Here is a 19,978-nt window from a genome sequence, read left to right on the forward strand (position 1 = left end):
GTTTACAAAATTACGGTAATGCCGTAATTTCAAAGGCATCGAAAATAATACTTTTTATATAAAAAACATCATTTAACTTGTTAATTTATAATATTATACAAAAAACCCCTGCTAAACAAAGGTCTAGCGGGGGTTTCTATTTATTTATTTTTGAGATTAAATAATCAACATAGCATCACCATAAGAGTAAAATTTATATTTTTCTTTTACTGCTTGTTCATAAGCTTGCTTAAGAAAATCGTGTCCTGCAAATGCTGAAACCATCATCAACAATGTTGATTTGGGTGTATGAAAGTTTGTAATCATACAATTTGCAATACTAAAATCATAAGGAGGAAAGATAAATTTATTGGTCCACCCCCTAAATTCATTTAATGTTTTTTCTGACGACACAGAGCTTTCCAGAGCTCTCATTACTGTAGTTCCTACAGCACAAATTTTCTGTCTTTTTGCTATCCCACTATTTATTACATCAACGGCCTGAGTAGTAATATATGCCTCTTCACTATCCATTTTATGTTTAGACAAATCTTCTACTTCAACAGGATTAAATGTTCCAAGACCAACATGCAAAGTGATCTCTGCAAAATCAACCCCTTTTATCTCTAACCTTTTCATTAGGTGCTTAGAAAAATGAAGTCCTGCAGTAGGTGCTGCCACAGCTCCTTCGTTTTTAGCATAAATAGTCTGGTATCTTTCTTCATCTTCGGGTTCTGCTTCTCTTTTTATATATTTAGGAAGAGGGGTCTCTCCTAAGTCTGTAAGTTTTTGCCTAAACTCATCATAAGAACCATCATATAAAAATCGTAAAGTACGTCCTCTGGAAGTAGTATTATCTATTACCTCTGCTACCAAACTCTCATCATCACCAAAATACAATTTGTTTCCAATACGTATTTTTCTTGCCGGATCAACCAGCACATCCCACAGTCGGGTTTCTGAGTTTAATTCACGTAACAAAAACACTTCAATTCTAGCTCCGGTTTTTTCTTTATTTCCATATAACCTTGCAGGAAAAACCTTAGTATTATTAACAACCATTACATCGTTAGGATTAAAGTAATCTATAAGATCTTTAAACTGCCTGTGCTCTATGGTTTGTTCTTTTCTATTAAGAACCATTAGTCGGGATTCGTCTCTGTTTTCTGCAGGATATTCTGCTAATAATTCTTGCGGAAGGTTAAAATTGAAATGTGATAACTTCATTCTTATTTGTTTTTTTTTTGGAAGGTGCAAATATACAATCTTGAGATAGGCGTTGTCAAGTAAATCAGGATATATTTATTAGTTTTAAAAAGTTACCTTTTTTTTCTTAAATAAATGTATCTTGGTTATCTTTATAAATTATCACTTAAGTTTTCTAAATTTGTATTATACGTTTTTAACTTTGAAATAGCACTATTCAATTTATATACGCACGATTTAAAAGTTAAAATGGTATTATATTTCAGAAGTTCTGAAACCTAATTTTTCTAAATCCAGCCAAAAATCGGGATAGGATTTAGAAACGACATCAGCTTCGTTAATAAACAAGGATGTTTTAAGTGCCAAAGGAGCAAATGCCATAGCCATACGGTGGTCATTGTATGTTTCTAGATACACATCCTTTTTAATGGGTACAGAGACTGGTTCTAAATACAAAGAGTCTTCTGTTATCTTGACTTTACCTCCAAGTTTTTCTATCTCGACTTTAAGAGCTTCAAGCCTGTCTGTTTCTTTTATTTTTAGTGTATGCAATCCTGTTAAATAACACTCTACTCCTAATCCAAAACATGTTACTGCTATAGTTTGAGCTATATCGGGAGAATTAGACAAATCTAATGCTTCAGAAAATCCAGAAACATTGTTTGAGTTTTTTTTTATAGTGATTGCATTTTGGTTAAAAACAGTATCTACCCCAAGGTTTTTATATATCTCGACCAAAGAAGAGTCTCCTTGATAACTTTGTTTTTTATAACTACTTATCGTTACTGATGCATTATTTGACAAAGCCACTATGCTATAAAAATAAGATGCCGAACTCCAATCTGATTCTACAACTATATTTTTTGGCAAAATCTCTTTATGGCAATTTATTGTAATTGTATTATTTTTATAATTCCCCTCTATACCTGCTTCTTTTAACAAACTTAATGTCATATTAATGTATGGTACAGAGGTTACTTTTCCTTCTAGTGATATTTCGAGTCCATTAGGTAATGATGAGGCTATTAACATCAAAGCTGATATATACTGGCTACTAATATTTGCTTGTAAAGAAACTTTATTGGCTGTCAAGGTTTTGCCTTTAATCTTGATTGGCGGATATCCTTTTTCACCTTCATACATAATTTCACAACCCAATTGTTGTAATGCTTCGACCAATATCTTGATTGGTCTTTCTTTCATTCTTTTACTACCTGTTAATATAGTTTCTTTTCCTTCTTTTACCGCAAAATATGCGGTAAGAAATCGCATTGCTGTACCTGCATGATGAATATCCACAATAGTATCGACACTTTTTAATGCTTTTTGCATTAATTTTGAATCATCACTATTTGATACATTTTCGATACTTATATTTGGGTATAATGCTTGTAGGATAAGCAATCTGTTAGTTTCGCTTTTAGATCCTGTAATTTGCAGTGTTTTGTTTTCTATATTAGAAATATAATCTAGTTTCAAATTCATATTATCGATTTGATTTTCTTTTTCTTAATTCAAAGTAATATCCCATTACCATACCATACGCCAATCCTCCAACAAGTCTGGACAACACATATCTAATCCATTGTTTATTATGTATTCTTTGCTCTATAAAAGTTTCTAAAGTGCTTAATCCATATTGCATAAAATATTCTATAAGGCTAAATATAAAGACAAAGCCAAAACCTATAAAACATACAGATATCCAATACTTTTTTGATAAAATTATAGAGCTGAACATTATTTTAGTTTTTCATTATTATGGTGGCGATTATGATCTCGTTTTGTTTTGATATCCAATTTTTTATCAAAAGCTTCCTGAAGATCAACTCCTGTTTGGTTAGCCAGGCACAATACTACAAATAAAACATCGGCCAATTCTTCACCAAGGTCTTTATTTTTATCACTTTCTTTTTCACTCTGCTCTCCATAACGTCTTGCTATAATTCTAGCTACTTCGCCCACTTCTTCGGTAAGTTGAGCCATGTTGGTTAACTCATTAAAATATCGAACACCATGATTTTTGATCCAATCATCTACGGCTTGTTGTGCATTTTGAATATTCATTATTATATTTTTTTTAAAACTACTTGTTCTTTTTCTTTTTCAATGAGCTGCGTATAAAATTGTTTTAGAACAGGATAATATTCTGGCAGTAAAAAAGGAGTGTTAATAGTTTCGCTAACTATAACTTGTATCATTTGATTAGCAACTTTGGATCTAAAAGAAAAAGACCCTATGTTATCTGGTAATTTAAACATCTCTGATTTTGGAAATTCTAACACTTCATATCCTTCAGGAATTTTAACACTTATCATATATGTATTTGTATACCCATACCCAAAGTCTACGGGATATTCCCTTTCATTAGATTTAAAAATATTTTCTTTATCTCTCAAAAATAATAATGGAGAAAAATACATCTCACTTTCTATTAATTCTATCTGATTGTAGGATGTAAAATTAAAACTTTCGCTAACTCCTTTTCCGTATTCATTCACCCCCTTAACAGTATATTCTTCAATTTCATCTATATTGTATTTTTCTTTAAGCTGCTTACTTTTACTTTCATCGTCTTTTACCCCATTTGCTACTCTAAAATCATGTGCCTGATAATCTACATGACGTACATTAAACTTACCACTAACTATTCCTTCAGCATCAATTTCACATTGTATACTATACCTGTCCATAGAAGTTTTTACAGGTCTTAGATCAACGATTTGTGAAGTGTTATTTTTTGCTATCACCCTTCCCGATCCTTTAATCACCCTATCTGGCAAAATATTTGGCACTCCATATTTATCTGTAGCATCCATATATATGATATCATTATTTGGCAATTTAACCCTTGAAATCACATAGTTAAATCCGCTTAAGGTAGGAAACAAAGGAATGACCCTATCACTTGTACTTACTATAACCGGATTTGCATCGATACCTGCATAAGACAACATAGATGTTAGCATTAAATTAATTTCTGCAGAATTACCCATATTTTCTTTATATGCTTTTCTTACACCATCTCTTGTATATACAGATCGGTATTCATTCCATGTCATTTTATTTTTCACATAATTGTATATCAATTGAATCTTTTCTAAAGGAGTATTTATACCTTTAAGTAACTTGTCTATATCTTCTTCATAATAATTATTTTTATCTAATTCATTTCCAAAACTACTACTCTTATAGATAGTTTTTGCAACGTCTTCCCAAGTCGTAGAGTAACTCTTAACAGCCCCATTAGGGAATTTTGTAAATTGAAGTTCATAAATAATTGATGAGATATAATTTTTAGAATTCCCTGAATAAGGTTCTCTTTTAAAAGCAGGAACATGCACTGAATTTATAGAGTTAACAAAAATTCTATAATCCAAACTTCTCTGATTTGAACTACCAACTCTAGTTGCTACACTATGGGAAATACTACCATTTTTAATAGATTCTTTAAAATTAACAGGTAAATAACCTGTAGTAAATCTTTTAAAATTAAAATATTCAGGCATTTCCACCTTTACTTCTAATTTCTTTATTGGTATTTCATCCTGTAAACTAATCCTATTTATATTAAAAATAAAAGGAGATGTTATTTTGTATTTATATTCTACAACAGCCCCTTCTTTAAGAGAAGGCATAGTGAACTTTACTTGATCTAAGCTCTCTGAGTATTCGCTTTCAAAGACGCCTTCTTTTTTAAGCTTAGTCTCTATAATCTTATCATGCTCTAAAGTATAAGTAATAGCTTTTAAAGCACTTAATTTTTCTTTACTTCCTCCTTGATTATATAAGAGTAATTCATGACTACCATATTCAAACCCATTTTTATTATAAAACTTAACTCTCTTAAACACCTCAGTAACTAGCATAAAACCCTCTGAGTTATTATACTCAAAATGTACTCTTTTGTTCTCATAAAGAACTATTGCATTAGCAGTATTATCTAACTCATAACTAGTTTCTTCGAGTTCTTCTTTAGAAACTTTTCCAAATTCATAGTTTTGAGAAAAACTAGTAAGAGAACATAACAATACTATCTTAAATAGCATTTGTTTTTTAGAAAAAATATTCATTGTAAATTGATTATATTATTTATTGTTGTTTTAAGGCTATTCTGGATTTATCAATTTTCTGTATTTCAGATCTAAATTTTCTATAATCCTCGTATTGTTCTTTTGAAAAAGTCCCATCAATAATTTTAAGATATCGCTTAAATTTAATTTGACTTTCGTTTATTTTTTCTAATTCATACGTATACTCCCCAAAAATACTTTGTATTAACTTTTTTTCCGGAAGATCGGCTATCCCAAATCCCTTAGGCAAATTAACCATATATTCATCTGTATTAACATAACCTCTAGGGATAACAAACGACGTGGATCTTTCTTTATATTTAGGCAAGCTGCTTTTATCCCTATCAAAAATATTGAAACAAACCAACAACCTGTCCCCTACTTTTTTGGAATAAGAGGGACAGGAAACTTTTATATTTTCTATAAAATTTATTGCCTCTTTATCGTCTTTCAATTCTATTTTTTTTACTTCTAAGCCATTAATGTATCCCCAATGTTTTTTGTAATGCAGCGTTTGATCTTTTGGGGTTTCAAACTGCACATTATAGTTCCAATCATACTCCAATCCTTTTGACGTTCTTTCAATATCAGCTAGCAGAGATCCATTTTCACTAAGATTTACTATAGCAACAGTATGTTGTAAATTTTCTTCTGGCAGATATTTTTTCGTTTTTTTGATTTCACCTCCTTCCGGAGTTATTACCAAAACGTTTCTGTCATCTGTAAAACCGCCTATAAAATTAAATGGCATAGTCTGACTGGTACACTCCAACCAAATATCTTCATCTTTTTCATCAGGAATATTAAGGATAACATGATTGCCTTGCATAGCAACAAATTCGGTATCTATATTTCTTTTATTTCTATCTCCAAATACTATGGTATAATAGGATGTAATATTTTGGCTATCCAAAAGTGCTTTTGTATAATTAGTCAATGCTTTACAGTCTCCATACCCCAACCTATCTACATCTTCTGCCAAGAAAGGCATCCATCCTCCAATGCCTAATTGCACACTTATGTATCTTGTCTTTTTCTGCACATACTCATAGATCAATTTTGCTTTTTCTTTATTCGTTTTTGCGTTAGAAACCAATTCTTCAATTTGCTTAATGGTTGTGTCTGACAGTTTGCTTCGACCCAACAACAGGTTATTGTATTGCCATTTCCCGAATGATTTCCAATCTGTTGCAGAACCTTCAATCCCTTCAAGAGAAAAATCGTTTAACGCTACCCATACAGAGGGAACTATATCAGAAAAAGAAGGGCTATATACCTCTGGCAATCTTGCTTCTAAATTAGATATGGAATATAACACACCTGTATCGGTTTTATCATGACTTATGGGATATCCTTCAAAATTTTTCTCTTTAAACCTTAAAGCAATTTCATTGGGGTTTACTATTTCATAATTAGATTTTATAACACTTACCCTGTAAGAAGAAACAGGAAACCAAGGTTCTACAAAAGCTGTTGTAGAGCTTTGAACTTCACTTTCAAAAGCTAATGTATATGGGTATTTTAAAGGGGTATACTGTATATACTTTACTCTGTTATCTGTTGCTAAATCACCAGAACCTATTGCACTATGGTCTTCAAAATCTCCTTTTCTGTATTTTTTTATTTCTTCTCCTTCAGCATCATAAACTATTGCTTCTAATTTTTTTATTTTTGTTGAGGAATCGTATCTTTCATAAAAATCTGAATGTTTAACCCCATTTTTATTAAGTACTGTAACAATTCTTTTCGTTTTTACAACAATAGAATTAATAGAGTTAATTTCAATAATTACTTCTTCTGATCTAACAATAGCATCTGCATTTTTTGTAAGTAAAGAATCAATTTTAGAAGTCTGTAAGTCTGTTTTTTCTTGTGCAGATATTTTTAAATTTAATAAAGCTACCGCTACCAGAAACAAGTATATTCTTTTTTGCATATAAAAAATTTATCTTATGTGGGGTGGTTTATTCTTTGTTTTTAGTATCTATGATTATGGTAACTGGCCCATCATTAAGTAATGATATTTTCATATCCGCGCCAAATACACCAGTACCTACTTTTTTTTGCATATCTAATTCTAACTGATTTACAAAACTATGGTATATCGGAATAGCGATTTCGGGTTTCGCGGCATTAATATAGCTTGGTCTATTGCCTTTTTTAATACTGGCATGCAGAGTAAACTGACTTACAACTATAGCGTCTCCATATACCTCTAATACGCTTTTATTCATTACTCCATTCTCATCCTCAAATATCCTAAGCCGGGATATTTTTCCGGATAACCAAAGTATATCCTCCTTAGAGTCTGCCTCTTCTATTCCCACCAGAATAAGTAATCCTTGATGTATACTTGAAATAATCTTACCTTCTACAGTGACCGAGGCTCTGGAGACTCTTTGAATTACTGCTCTCATTTATTAATTAACTATTATTTATATAACCCAATTTTCACCAAGGACTTTATATAATTTTAAGTATCCTTAAATCTAAATTTATCTGGATCCATAGTTTTATAATGCAAGTATACGTTCTAAAAGTTTCGTTTTTCGGAACTTCGCGATTTTTTTTTATTTTTTTCAAGAAATTGACATCACCTTAGTTCTTTAATTACAATCAAAGACTATTCTTCATCATAATTATTCTTTCTATAATGCTCTTCTTCTCCTTCCAAAATCTGTAAATAGCTTTTATATCTGGACCATGCAATTTCTTCGGCATCCAAAGCTTCTTTTACTGCACACTTTGGTTCGTTGACATGTAAACAATTATTAAATTTACACTCTGGTTTGAGTTTAAAAAATTCTGGAAAATAATTCCCTAGCTCTTCTTTTTCTATGTCTACAATTCCGAAACCTTTTATACCTGGTGTATCTATAATTTTAGCGTCAAAACTTAAATCAAACATTTCGGCAAACGTTGTAGTATGTTGCCCTTGTTGGTGCTGGTCACTAATTTTTGCTGTTTTTAAAGATAGTTCTGGTGCAATAGCATTAACCAATGTAGATTTCCCCACTCCACTATGTCCGGAAAACATACTTACTTTTCCTTTCATAGCATCTTTTACCTTATCTATATTTTTACCAGATTTTGCAGAAATTCCAATACATTCATAACCGATTTTTCTATATAATGCGGCTAAGTATTTTACTTCTAAAAGCTCTTCTTCGTTATAAGTATCTATTTTATTAAAAAGTAAAACAGCCTTAATTCCGTATGCCTCTGCTGTAACCAAAAACCTATCGATAAATGTTGTGAATGTAGTTGGGTTATTTAAGGTGATTAACAAAAAAACTACATCTATGTTTGATGCTATAATATGTGTTTGTTTGGATAAGTTAACCGATTTGCGAATAATATAATTTTGTCTTTCGTGAATATTTTCAATAACTCCAGTTTCCTGGTCACTATTGGTATCTATTCTAAAATCCACTACATCTCCTACAGTTATAGGATTGGTACTTTTAATCCCTTTTATCCTAAACTTACCTTTTATTCGACATTCATATACTTTATTGTTATAGGTTTTAACCGTATACCAACTTCCTGTAGATTTATAAACAATACCTGTCATGAGTACAAAGATGCAAATATTAAAATTTTTGAAGCCATTATTTTTTTTCTTAATTAAAAAAACGCGATATAAACATATAATTTTCTGGTATGAATATTGAATTATCAGGCGATAATATTAATCTTACTTAATTATGAAACAAAAACTATTATTACTGACTTTGTTATTATTTGGCTTTCAATCTGCATTTGCCCAAGACATTTATGAATATCAAATTGTAACTGTTATTGAATCTATTGTCCCTAATGGATTAGGGCGATCCAGAATGCTTACTGCTAATGAAACCAGAGATTACAAAGATTTTACTTCTACCCGTACAGGAGAAGGTGACAAAAGAAACAAATCAGACCGTAGTGAAATTCGCGTAAAAGGGTTTGATGAAACCAAACTTTTAAACTTCTATAACTTAGGCGGAATTCGTTTTCAAAATATAGTTGCGAATGACGCGATAGTAATGTCAAAAATTAACACTATGGCTTCTGAAGGCTGGGATTTAGCTTTTGTTAACAGTGGTGTAGAAAGTTTTGGTGGTAAAGATGATGACAACGGAATCTATATTACTCGTTACACCTTTAAACGTAAAAAATAAACCTATACAATACACCTATAAACCTATCTGTCATTTTATCACAACAGATAGGTTTTTTTCTTAGCCTCTTGCTACTTTTTTTTGATGATTAATAGACTCTTGATGAATTGCTTTATAAATACGAAGTATAAATTCTTCGCTTAATCCATTTTCATTTCCTTCAAGGATCATTCTGCCAAGTATTTCATTCCATCTTTTGGATTGTAATATTGCAACATTTTGTTTTGCTTTTACTTGTCCTATTTCATCAGAAATCTTCATTCTTTTAGACAAAATTTCTAATAATTGATTATCTGCAATATCAATTTTTGCACGCAATTCGTTAAGTGCTTTTTGGTACGCTTCATCCACACCAATTTCTTTACGAATTTTCAAATCTTTCATATACTGAATTAATGTTTCTGGTGTTATCTGCTGCTTTGCATCACTCCATGCATTATCGGGATCATAATGTGTTTCTACAATTAACCCGTCAAAATTAAGATCTAATGCTGTTTGTGATAAATCAAAAATCAAGTCTCTCCTTCCTGCAATATGAGAAGGGTCTAAAATTAATGGCAAATCCGGAAACCGGTTTTGTAAATCAATCGGTATCTGCCATTCTGGTATATTACGATATTTAGTTTTTTCATACGTAGAAAACCCTCTATGGATAACTCCAAGGTTTTTTACATTTGCTGTATAAAAACGTTCTACAGCACCTAACCATAGTGACAAATCCGGATTAATAGGGTTTTTTATCAATACTGGATTATCAATTCCTTTACAAGCATCTGCTATATCTTGAACAATAAAAGGAGAAACGGTACTTCTTGCTCCTATCCATAAAACATCAACTCCATGCTTTAAGGCTAGTTCTACATGATGAGGGCTTGCTACTTCTGTGGCTATCTTCATTCCTGTTTCTTCTTTAGCTCGTTGCAACCATTTTAACCCCAAAACACCTACTCCTTCAAAATTTCCCGGTCTTGTTCTTGGTTTCCAGATACCTGCACGTAATACTGTGGCATCAGAGTCTTTAAGCTGGTGTGCTATTTTTACTACCTGATCTTCTGTTTCTGCACTACAAGGCCCCCCTATTACCAAAGGGTGATCTAAATTATAATCATCAAGCCAGTTTCTAAGTTCTTTCTTATTCTCCATGTTTAATTTTTATTTATTACGTTGTGTGTTTTATTATTATGCAATTCCTTTTAAAATTGTTTTTATATAATTGGTTTCTTCCATTTCTTTATGGACTGCCAGAAAATCATCATTTTCTATTAATTTCTTAAATTGTATAAGATTGGCTATGTACTCTTCCATGGTTTCCAATATATTTTCTTTATTTTGTTCAAAAATAGGTGTCCACATTGCTGGTGAGCTTTTTGCCAGACGAACTGTAGAAGCAAAACCACTCCCTGCCATATCAAAAATATCTCTTTCGTTTTTTTCTTTTTCTATTACTGTTTTACCTAGCATAAAAGAACTGATATGAGACAAGTGAGAAACATAGGCTATATGCTTGTCGTGTGATCCCGGATCCATATACCTAATCCGCATTCCTAATCTGGAAAAAATCTCCATCCCTCTTTCTTGTAGCTTAAATGCTGTTTTTTCTACTTCGCAAATAATATTGGTTTTACCTCTGTATAAATTTGCGATAGCTGCTTGTGGCCCGGAAAATTCTGTTCCCGCAATTGGATGCGCTGCCAAATAATTTCTTCTTTTATGATGGTTTCCGATTGTATCACACAGTTTTTTCTTTGTGGAACCAGCATCAAAAACCAAACAATCATCTCCAATTTTATCCAAAATAATTGGTAAAACCTCAACTGTTGCATCTACTGGTATTGCCACAATAACGACATCTGCTTTTTCTAAATCATTAAAACCTGACACATAGTCGACAAATCCTAATGACAATGCTTGTTCCAGATTTTCTTCATTTTTATCTACGCCATAAATTATTGATTCGTTAAAAGCTGCTTTAATATCTATCGCAAACGATCCTCCTATTAACCCTGTTCCTACTATAAATACATTCATTTATCTATTAGCTTTGATTTATCATAGTTAGATCATTTGTAAGCTGTACTTCTTTATTTTTTAATCTATCTATGGCTTCTTTTATATTTTCTTTAGTGATACATAATGAAAAACGTATATATCCTTTACCGTTGCTTCCAAAAATATCTCCGGGAGCAATAAAAATATCATTTTGATATAATATATTATCGATAAATTCTACTGCATTTATTCCATCACGAAGTTTAACCCAAACAAACATTCCTTTTGCTTTTTTATCATAGCTACCTCCCAACAGGCTTGCCAATTGCCATATTAGCTCTCTTCTTTCATTATAAATAAGATTCATCTTGTCGTACCAAGCATCCTTAATTTGTAATGCTGCAACAGCTCCTTTTTGAATCCCCAAAAACATCCCGCTATCCATATTACTTTTTACTTTAAGGATAGCTTCAATTTTATCCAGACTACCACTTACCATACCTACTCGCCATCCTGCCATATTAAACGTTTTGCTTAATGAATTAAGTTCCAGAGCTACATCTTTTGCTCCATCTATTGACAAAATGCTGATTGGGTTATCATTTAAAACAAAACTATAAGGATTATCATTTACTAATAGAATGCTATGTTTTTTAGCAAAATCAATTAGTTTTTTAAAAAGACTTATACTTCCAGAAGCTCCTGTTGGCATATTTGGATAGTTAACCCACATAACTTTTACCTTACTTAAATCCATTTTTGAAAGGCTATGAAAATCTGGTTCCCAGTTGTTATTTTCTATCAAATCATAAAATACTGGTTTTGCTCCAATCAAATTAGCTACCGCAGTATAGGTAGGATACCCAGGATTAGGAACCAGAACTTCATCTCCTTCATTTAGATACGCTAATGAGATATGCATAATACCTTCTTTAGACCCCATTAAAGGTAAAATTTCATTTTCGGGATTTAAAGAGACTTTATATTTTGCGTTATAAAAATCTGAAATTGCTTTGCGCAATTCGGGGATACCCTGATAGCTTTGGTATTTATGGGTTCCTTCTGCCAGTACTGCATCTTGCATTGCTTGTATTACTTCTGTTGGAGGGTTTAAATCCGGACTTCCTATTGCCATATTTAAAACTGGTTTTCCTGAAGCTACACGTTCTCTTACTTCTCTTAGTTTTTTTGAGAAATAATATTCTTCTATCGTTTCTAATCTTTTTGCAGTTGGTATTCTCATCCGTTCTGATTTTTATATTCTCCTAATATTTTAAGTTCTAATGCCATTATTTTTAAAATCGACATGGCTTTTTCATAATCTTTATATTCTGTAAATGTTACATCTACAAAAAAAGAGTATTTCCAGGGCATACTAATTACTGGCAAGGATTGTATTTTTGTTAAATTCAGTCCACAATCACTCATTACGTTAAGTACAGTTGCCAAGCTTCCTTTTTTATGATCTGTAAGAAACTTTAAGGATGCCTTGTTTATTTTTTCTTTTTCAACATTTACTTCTTTATTTTTATTTAAAATAAAAAAGCGGGTACTATTTGATTTTATAGTTTGAATTTCTCTTGCCAGAATATTAAGATTATACATATTTGCAGCTGTTTCGCCCGCTACAGCAGCTATTCCTTTTATTTGCTTTTCATAAATTCTTTTTGCCACATCTGCTGTATCTGCATCTTCTACCAATTTGATATGCGGTTGTTCCCTAAAAAAATCTTTGCATTGCAATAAAGCCATAGGGTGAGAATACACTTCTTTTATGTCTGATATTTTCTGATCTCCCAACGCCATAAGGCAATGATGAATAGGCTGAAAATATTCTCCTCTAATAGCCAGGTTATACTCATCGATATATGCGTAATTAGGGATGATAGATCCTGCTATCGAGTTTTCGATAGCCATTACTGCATCTGTACTTTTATCATTCTCCAGACTAAGTACTAATTCCTGAAAAGACATACATTCATTAACATCTACATTTTCTCCAAAATACGCTTGGGCAACTCCATGATGATAAGAGCCTTTTACTCCTTGTATCGCAACCTTTTGTTTCATTTTATTTATTATTTTTCAATAATTTTTAAACAATTCAGATATTATTAAATGGATCTGTTCCAAAAAAAAATCCCGATTTTTCATCGGGATTTTAGTTATATAAATTTTTGCTTATTTATTTACACAGCGATCCCGATCTTGCTTTTAAAATAAAAGAAGAAAAAATAAAATCGGTTCCAAGTAAATAAATTGCTCATTATTGTCTCATTATTACATTGCTAAATTAGCCAAAACTATTACGAATCAAAATAATTTTCATTTTTTTTAGCATATTCATCGTGATTATCATCAAATTTTAATATTTCGACTCCTATCTATGAACTATTTTAAATAAAATCATAACTATGCTGAGAATCTTCTACATTTTAAATTACTAACAAACGTTTGTGACTTATACTATATCAGGTCTTTACAAAAAAAAGAGCATTAATCTATTAGAATTAGCGTCAAAAAAAGGAGCCTGATTGGTTATAAATAAAAAGTTACCCTTGCCTGATAATATGCAGACAAGGGTAATTTTTATTTATATATTTTTTACTTTTTATAAAAGATATATGATTATATTACATTTAGCTCTTTACCTACTTTGGTAAATGCTTTTACTGCTTTTTCTAAATGCTGACGTTCATGCCCCGCAGACAATTGAACTCTAATTCTTGCTTTGCCTTGTGGAACTACAGGATAGAAAAAACCTATAACATAAATTCCTTCTTCTAGTAATCTGGCTGCAAATTCCTGAGCAAGTTTTGCATCGTATAGCATTACCGGGACTATTGGATGATCTCCTGGGATAATATCAAATCCTGCAGCAGTCATTTCTGATCTGAAATATTTTGTATTTTCTTCTAACTTATCGCGTAAGGCAGTTGATGAAGACAATATATCTAAAACCTTAATAGATGCCCCTACTATAGAGGGAGCAACTGTATTAGAAAACAAATAAGGTCTGGAACGTTGCCTTAACATTTCAACAATTTCTTTTCTGGCAGCCGTAAAGCCTCCAGATGCACCTCCTAGTGCTTTACCATAAGTACCTGTAATAATATCTATACGCCCCATTACATTACGATACTCATGAGTACCACGACCTGTTTTTCCTAAAAAACCTGTAGAATGACATTCATCAATCATAATCATTGCTCCGTATTTTTCTACCAGATCACATATTTTATCTAATTGCGCAATGGTACCATCCATAGAAAAAGAACCATCTGTTACCACAAGTACTCTTCGTGATCCTTCTGCTGCTTTTAACTGCTTTTCAAGATCTGCCATATTATTATGCTCATATCTAAAGCGTTTTGCTTTACATAACCTTACTCCATCTATAATTGAAGCGTGATTTAAGGCATCAGAAATAATAGCGTCTTCTGCTCCCAAAATAGGTTCAAACACCCCACCATTAGCATCAAACGCTGCTGCATACAAAATACAGTCTTCCATTCCTAAAAACTCGGCTGTTTTATGTTCTAACTCTTTATGGATATCCTGGGTACCACAAATAAACCGCACTGATGATAAACCATACCCATGAGAATCTATAGCTTGTTTACCTGCCTCAATAACCTCTGGATGTGAGGATAATCCTAAATAATTATTTGCACAAAAATTTAAAACATTCTTAGCATTTGTTGTATCAATTTGCGCTCCTTGCGGAGTTGTAATTATTCTTTCTGCCTTATATAAACCAGCAGCTTTAATTTCGTCCAGTTCTTTTTGTAAATCGTCTTTTATATTTGAGAACATAATTTCTTAACTATTTTATTATTTATGTGTTATTGCAAAAAACATATTAAATCAACTTGCTAATGCTTCTTGATTTTTAGATCCTGTTTTATATTTTTCTTTTAGTTTCTGGATCATAGTAACTGTTATCGATTCCAGATCAAATTTAGGTTTCCATCCCCAATCTTTGCTTGCGGCAGAATCATCTACAGAGTTTGGCCATCGAGAAGCAATTTCTTGCCTGAAATCAGGAGCATAAGCGACTTCAAAATCGGGGTATAATTTACGAATTTCTGCTACTACTTGTGCGGGAGAAAAACTAATTCCCGAAACATTATAAGAAGTCCTTATTTTAATATCTTCTTTTGGCGCATCCATCAACTCTAAAGTTGCCCGTATTGCATCTTCCATAAAGATCATGGGCAATGTTGCGTCTTCTTTTAAAAAGCAACTAAATTTTTCATTTAGCACCGCTTTATGATAAATGTCTACTGCATAATCTGTAGTTCCGCCCCCGGGCAATGATTGGTAGCCTATAACTCCCGGATATCTAATCGATCTAACATCTAATCCATATCGCATAAAATAATATTGTGCCCAGTTCTCTCCTGCTGCTTTACTAATGCCATATACTGTAGCTGGATCCAAATAAGCATTATTAGGGGTATTATCTAAAGGAGCGCCTTCTCCAAAAACTGCAATCGAGCTGGGATAAAACACTTTTTCAATATTATTTTTTCTGGAAACTTCCAGTACATTAAACAATGTTTGCATATTAATGTTCCAGGTTTGCAAAGGTGTTTCTTCTCCTTTGGCAGAAAGAATGGCGGCAAGGTGATATATCTGAGTTACTTTATATTGAGTAACTACTTCTTCTATTCTTTCTATACTGGTAGCATCTATTATTTCAAAATTACCAACATAACCTTCTCTGGGTCTTAAATCAGAAGCTATTACATTAAGATCGCCAAATTTTTCTTTAAGGGATTCTGTTAAAACGGATCCTAACTGACCATTTGCTCCTATTACTAAAACAACCGTTTTCATATTTTTAAAAACTTTTAATTAACTAAAGTCAAAAAATTAAAGTCTCAAAAATGTTGTAAAGCTATCTCTTCAAAACATTTTCTTCTCATTAATCATGACACATCACAGTATTATTTCCTTGCTAAAGTAGTAAATAAGGCTTTTACAGTTTCGTATTTAAAAAAATTAAGTAACAATCCCTTTATTCTAAAATAATATCAGCTATATTTACTTTTTATTAGGTTTTAACTATATTTTTAAAGTAATTTTTTTGAGACAAAATGGAAGAATTAGACCCAACAGACCTTACTATCCTTAGGATTTTACAGGAAGATTCTAAAAAAACAGCTAAAGAAATTGCCAATATTCTTAATTTAACTACGTCTCCTGTTTATGAACGAATACGAAGGTTAGAAAAGCAAGGTTTTATCAAAAAGTATGTTGCCATACTGGATAAAAAATTAATTGATCGTTCTATGACCACCATTTGTCAGGTTTCTATGCGATATCATAATGAAGCTTTTATAGAAAAGTTTGAAGAACAAATACAAAATTTGCAAGAAGTACAAGAATGTTACCACATGGCCGGTCAGGTTGATTTTGTTCTAAAAATACACACCAAAAGTCTTGAAGAGTATCACGATTTTATAAAAACCAAGCTTTCAAAAATTGAAAATATTGGTGTCTTAAACAGTACTTTTGTTCTTAAAGAAATAAAGCATACTTCTGAGTTTTATATATAATTTTCATTAGTGTCCAGTAAAGATTCTAGATCGCTATCTCTCCAAGAAACAAGAGCTTACACTAAACTTAAGATACTGATAACTATCAACTTAAAATAGTTTATATTAAAAACAGCATCCTTTTAATAAAAGTTGAAAAGCAACCTTTCAAATCATTAAAACCCTGAAAACTTAATCCTTTAGGGGGATTAAAGATGTTTTTCTATTTCAACTGAACGATACTGTTTAATTTTCAATATTAAAAAACAATATGGTCACAATAAAAACAACCATTTTATGTATCTGATATCCATTATTATCACTCCTCTAAATACTTTTTTAACCAAATTGCAGATTTTTTCATTTGTCTTTGCAAAGTATTTCTATCCAAACTAATTATTCCGAATTTAGGTAGATATCCTTCTGCCCATTCAAAATTATCGACCAAGGTCCATAGTAAGATCCCTTTTACATCTACTCCTTTACTAATTGCATTTTGTGTTAAATCAATTACTTTTTTATAATAATCAATTCTTTTCTGGTCATCTTCATTATGTGACAGAGCAATCCCGCACTCTGATAACCATAATGGTTTTTCCGGGTTATATTTAGAGAATCTTTCTAAAAAATACTGTGTTCCTTCAGGATACGTTTCCCATCCCATTACAGAGGTTTCTACACCTCTCTTTTCTGGTTTTACCTGTATTACCCTTAAATAAGGGATATACCATGCAGATTTAACAACTTGTTTGGTATATGTTTGTATTCCCCAAAAATCAAAATTGGTTTTTAAAGTTTCCAAATCCTCTTCTTTATAGTACTTTGCTATTCGTTTTAAAATCGGCAAATCGTCAACGGGGTAACCCATCCCCAAATGAGGTTCTATAAATAAGCGATTCATTAGTGCGTCTATTCTATTTACTGCTTTTTTATCTGCATTTGTATTTCTATAAGGTTCAATTTTAGTACAACTTAGTGCTGTCCCTACTTCAAGTCCTTTTATTTGTTTTAACACTTTAAAACCTTCGGCTTGTGCCAACAAAATATGGTGTACCCCCGAAATAAAGTTATCAATTCCTCTTTTACCAGGAGCGTGTACTCCCAAAAAATACCCTCCACCTATACAAACAACACCTTCGTTAATTAATATCCATTTTTTTACTTTATGCGCATAATTATCTCTTAATATAGTAACATAGGTGGTATACCAGTCTATAATTTCGCGATTGCACCAACCTCCTTTATCTTGTAATTTTTGTGGTAAGTCCCAATGATATGTAGTAACCCAGGGCTCAATTCCTGATTGCAAACAATAATCAATCACTTTGTTATAAAATTCAATCCCTTTTGGGTTTACCTTACCAGAGCCATCGGGCAATATTCTGGGCCAAGAAATAGAAAAACGAAATATTTGCAAACCTATATTTACTGCAAGATCAATATCTTTTTTATATCTGTGATAAAAATCTGTAGCTACCCTGGCATCTGATCTATCCTTTATTTTATGTTTTTTTTGTGTAAACGTATCCCAAATAGAGATACCTTTTCCATCTTTTTTATAAGCTCCCTCGGTTTGAGCAGCAGAAATTGTAACCCCCCATTTGAAGTCTTTATTTTTGTTCATCGATTGTAAAAAAACCAGAAAACACAGTTAGTATATTGACATAAAACTAGTGTTTAAACAATTCTTTTTTTAGGAATACCGAGATTACAAAAAAAACAACTTGCTGCACCCAACAAGTCAGTTTATGAAGCAGGTGATATATTGTTTGTTTTAACATAAAGGATTCTTATATCTATAAAAGTACCTCATAAAACACTGTATTACTTTATCTCAACATTATTTTAGTGTTAATCCCAAATTATCAATATCATTGCGTTGATCTCTATCTTTTTGATTGGTCAATTACCCCAGGGACAATCCCGCAATGCATTCAGCAAAAATTTTCTCTTTCTTTTCTCGGGGCAAGCCAGAAAAGGATTAAACTCTGCGATGTGGACTAAAATCATTAATTTAACGACATTATTAATTGCAGGTTACTATCTTTTTTCCTGTATTTATTATAAAATACAGTTGTTAAATATGTATTTTTGAGGGCAATCAGGTTTATATGTGATTTATATGTCGATAGTAGTATCAAATATTTCTAAATTTTATAGTACTCAAAAAGCTCTTAATTCTATTTCTTTTGAAATACAACCAGGAGAAATTGTCGGTTTTTTAGGTCCAAACGGGGCAGGAAAATCGACTATGATGAAAATTCTGACAACCTATATCGATCCTTCTGAGGGTACTGCTATGGTAAATGGTTTTGACACACAATCCAATCCTATTGATGTAAAAAAAAATATTGGGTATCTTCCTGAACATAATCCTTTGTACCTGGATATGTATGTACGAGAATATATGAAATTTAATTCTAGTATATACAAAATATCTAAATCAAGGATCGAGGATATCATTGCATTAACAGGACTAACGCCAGAGGCTAACAAAAAAATCGGTCAATTATCCAAAGGATACCGCCAAAGAGTTGGATTAGCTTGCGCGTTACTTCATGACCCTAAAGTTTTGATTCTGGACGAACCAACAACAGGTTTAGATCCAAATCAATTGGTAGAGATAAGGGAGCTTATTATATCTATAGGCAAGGAAAAAACTGTTTTTTTATCTACTCATATTATGCAGGAAGTAGAGGCTATGTGCGATCGTGTTATTATTATCAACAAAGGAGAAATTGTTGCTGACAAACGACTTAATGAAATAGCAGATAAAGCCAGACAAGTAATTGAAGTTGAATTTGATTACCGCATAGAAGAAGCTTTTTTACTAAACTTACCCCATGTTAGTAATGTAAAAAACACAGAGGGTTTTTATTATCAAATTACTTTTGATACTACAAAAGATATGCGCACTACCGTTTTTGATTTTGCACATGACAATCAATTAAAGATTTTACAACTAGCAAGAAAGAATAAAAATCTGGAAAGTTTGTTTAGGGAATTAACGGGTTCCTGATCGAGT

The 19,978-nt window shown here is 31.8% G+C and carries 18 protein-coding genes; 3 read left to right on the forward strand and 15 right to left on the reverse strand.

The genetic code is table 11. The features are described from left to right. Window positions 1-156 precede the first annotated feature (156 nt). The 8 genes from queA to rsgA form a co-directional block, all read right to left on the reverse strand. Window positions 157-1,206, reverse strand: a complete 1,050-nt coding sequence (gene queA, locus ACZIYX_RS07090) for a tRNA preQ1(34) S-adenosylmethionine ribosyltransferase-isomerase QueA (protein WP_462681512.1) — start codon at window positions 1,204-1,206, stop codon at window positions 157-159. A 234-nt stretch (window positions 1,207-1,440) separates the two neighbouring features. Beyond that, the gene (aroA, locus tag ACZIYX_RS07095; protein ID WP_462681513.1) at window positions 1,441-2,670 is read right to left on the reverse strand and encodes a 3-phosphoshikimate 1-carboxyvinyltransferase; all 1,230 of its coding nucleotides are present in this window, start codon (window positions 2,668-2,670) and stop codon (window positions 1,441-1,443) included. A gap of 1 nt (window position 2,671) precedes the next feature. Beyond that, the gene (locus ACZIYX_RS07100; RefSeq protein ID WP_462681514.1) at window positions 2,672-2,926 is read right to left on the reverse strand and encodes a hypothetical protein; all 255 of its coding nucleotides are present in this window, start codon (window positions 2,924-2,926) and stop codon (window positions 2,672-2,674) included. After that, window positions 2,926-3,252, reverse strand: coding sequence for a nucleotide pyrophosphohydrolase (locus ACZIYX_RS07105; RefSeq protein WP_462681515.1), 327 nt, complete (start codon window positions 3,250-3,252; stop codon window positions 2,926-2,928). Before ACZIYX_RS07105 ends, ACZIYX_RS07100 begins: the two co-directional genes overlap by 1 nt. Window positions 3,253-3,254: 2 nt before the next feature. After that, window positions 3,255-5,234 carry a DUF3857 domain-containing protein gene (locus ACZIYX_RS07110; protein WP_462681516.1) on the reverse strand — a complete coding sequence of 660 codons (1,980 nt, stop codon included), beginning with the start codon at window positions 5,232-5,234 and terminating at the stop codon, window positions 3,255-3,257. A gap of 43 nt (window positions 5,235-5,277) precedes the next feature. Further along, window positions 5,278-7,194 carry a DUF3857 domain-containing protein gene (locus ACZIYX_RS07115; protein WP_462681517.1) on the reverse strand — a complete coding sequence of 639 codons (1,917 nt, stop codon included), beginning with the start codon at window positions 7,192-7,194 and terminating at the stop codon, window positions 5,278-5,280. A gap of 28 nt (window positions 7,195-7,222) precedes the next feature. After that, window positions 7,223-7,675: a D-aminoacyl-tRNA deacylase gene (gene dtd, locus ACZIYX_RS07120; protein WP_462681518.1), complete on the reverse strand. Its 453-nt coding sequence runs from the start codon at window positions 7,673-7,675 to the stop codon at window positions 7,223-7,225. A 206-nt stretch (window positions 7,676-7,881) separates the two neighbouring features. After that, window positions 7,882-8,832: a ribosome small subunit-dependent GTPase A gene (gene rsgA / locus ACZIYX_RS07125; RefSeq protein WP_462681519.1), complete on the reverse strand. Its 951-nt coding sequence runs from the start codon at window positions 8,830-8,832 to the stop codon at window positions 7,882-7,884. 133 nt (window positions 8,833-8,965) lie between these two features. Between rsgA and ACZIYX_RS07130 the strand changes: the two genes are divergently transcribed. Continuing rightward, on the forward strand, window positions 8,966-9,421 hold the full coding sequence (locus tag ACZIYX_RS07130; RefSeq protein WP_462681520.1) for a hypothetical protein: 456 nt from the start codon (window positions 8,966-8,968) through the stop codon (window positions 9,419-9,421). Between the two features lie 60 nt (window positions 9,422-9,481). Here ACZIYX_RS07130 and ACZIYX_RS07135 read toward each other — a convergent pair whose 3' ends face one another. From ACZIYX_RS07135 to ACZIYX_RS07160, 6 genes are all read right to left on the reverse strand, one after another. Beyond that, complete coding sequence (locus ACZIYX_RS07135; protein ID WP_462681521.1) at window positions 9,482-10,564, reverse strand: chorismate mutase; 1,083 nt, start codon at window positions 10,562-10,564, stop codon at window positions 9,482-9,484. Window positions 10,565-10,600: 36 nt separating this feature from the next. After that, on the reverse strand, window positions 10,601-11,449 hold the full coding sequence (locus ACZIYX_RS07140; RefSeq protein WP_462681522.1) for a prephenate dehydrogenase: 849 nt from the start codon (window positions 11,447-11,449) through the stop codon (window positions 10,601-10,603). 7 nt (window positions 11,450-11,456) lie between these two features. Continuing rightward, the gene (locus ACZIYX_RS07145) at window positions 11,457-12,653 is read right to left on the reverse strand and encodes a pyridoxal phosphate-dependent aminotransferase (protein WP_462681523.1); all 1,197 of its coding nucleotides are present in this window, start codon (window positions 12,651-12,653) and stop codon (window positions 11,457-11,459) included. Beyond that, complete coding sequence (locus ACZIYX_RS07150; protein WP_462681524.1) at window positions 12,650-13,480, reverse strand: prephenate dehydratase; 831 nt, start codon at window positions 13,478-13,480, stop codon at window positions 12,650-12,652. The genes ACZIYX_RS07145 and ACZIYX_RS07150 overlap by 4 nt, the downstream gene beginning before the upstream one ends. A 558-nt stretch (window positions 13,481-14,038) precedes the next feature. Continuing rightward, entirely contained in the window at window positions 14,039-15,226 is a 1,188-nt protein-coding gene (gene kbl / locus ACZIYX_RS07155) for a glycine C-acetyltransferase (protein ID WP_462681525.1), read from the reverse strand. A 51-nt stretch (window positions 15,227-15,277) separates the two neighbouring features. Further along, window positions 15,278-16,252, reverse strand: a complete 975-nt coding sequence (locus ACZIYX_RS07160; protein WP_462681526.1) for an NAD-dependent epimerase/dehydratase family protein — start codon at window positions 16,250-16,252, stop codon at window positions 15,278-15,280. A gap of 260 nt (window positions 16,253-16,512) precedes the next feature. Here ACZIYX_RS07160 and ACZIYX_RS07165 point away from each other — a divergent pair, with 260 nt between their 5' ends. Beyond that, a complete protein-coding gene (locus ACZIYX_RS07165; RefSeq protein WP_462681527.1) occupies window positions 16,513-16,974 on the forward strand; it encodes an Lrp/AsnC family transcriptional regulator in 462 nt (153 codons plus the stop codon). Between the two features lie 298 nt (window positions 16,975-17,272). On the opposite strand, the gene ACZIYX_RS07170 is transcribed toward ACZIYX_RS07165, so the two are convergent. Then, window positions 17,273-18,577, reverse strand: coding sequence for a glycoside hydrolase family 1 protein (locus tag ACZIYX_RS07170; protein WP_462681528.1), 1,305 nt, complete (start codon window positions 18,575-18,577; stop codon window positions 17,273-17,275). 498 nt (window positions 18,578-19,075) lie between these two features. Between ACZIYX_RS07170 and gldA the strand changes: the two genes are divergently transcribed. Beyond that, window positions 19,076-19,972 carry a gliding motility-associated ABC transporter ATP-binding subunit GldA gene (gene gldA, locus ACZIYX_RS07175; RefSeq protein WP_462681529.1) on the forward strand — a complete coding sequence of 299 codons (897 nt, stop codon included), beginning with the start codon at window positions 19,076-19,078 and terminating at the stop codon, window positions 19,970-19,972. Window positions 19,973-19,978: the final 6 nt, after the last annotated feature.

The sequence above is a fragment of the Aquimarina sp. genome (assembly GCF_977115655.1).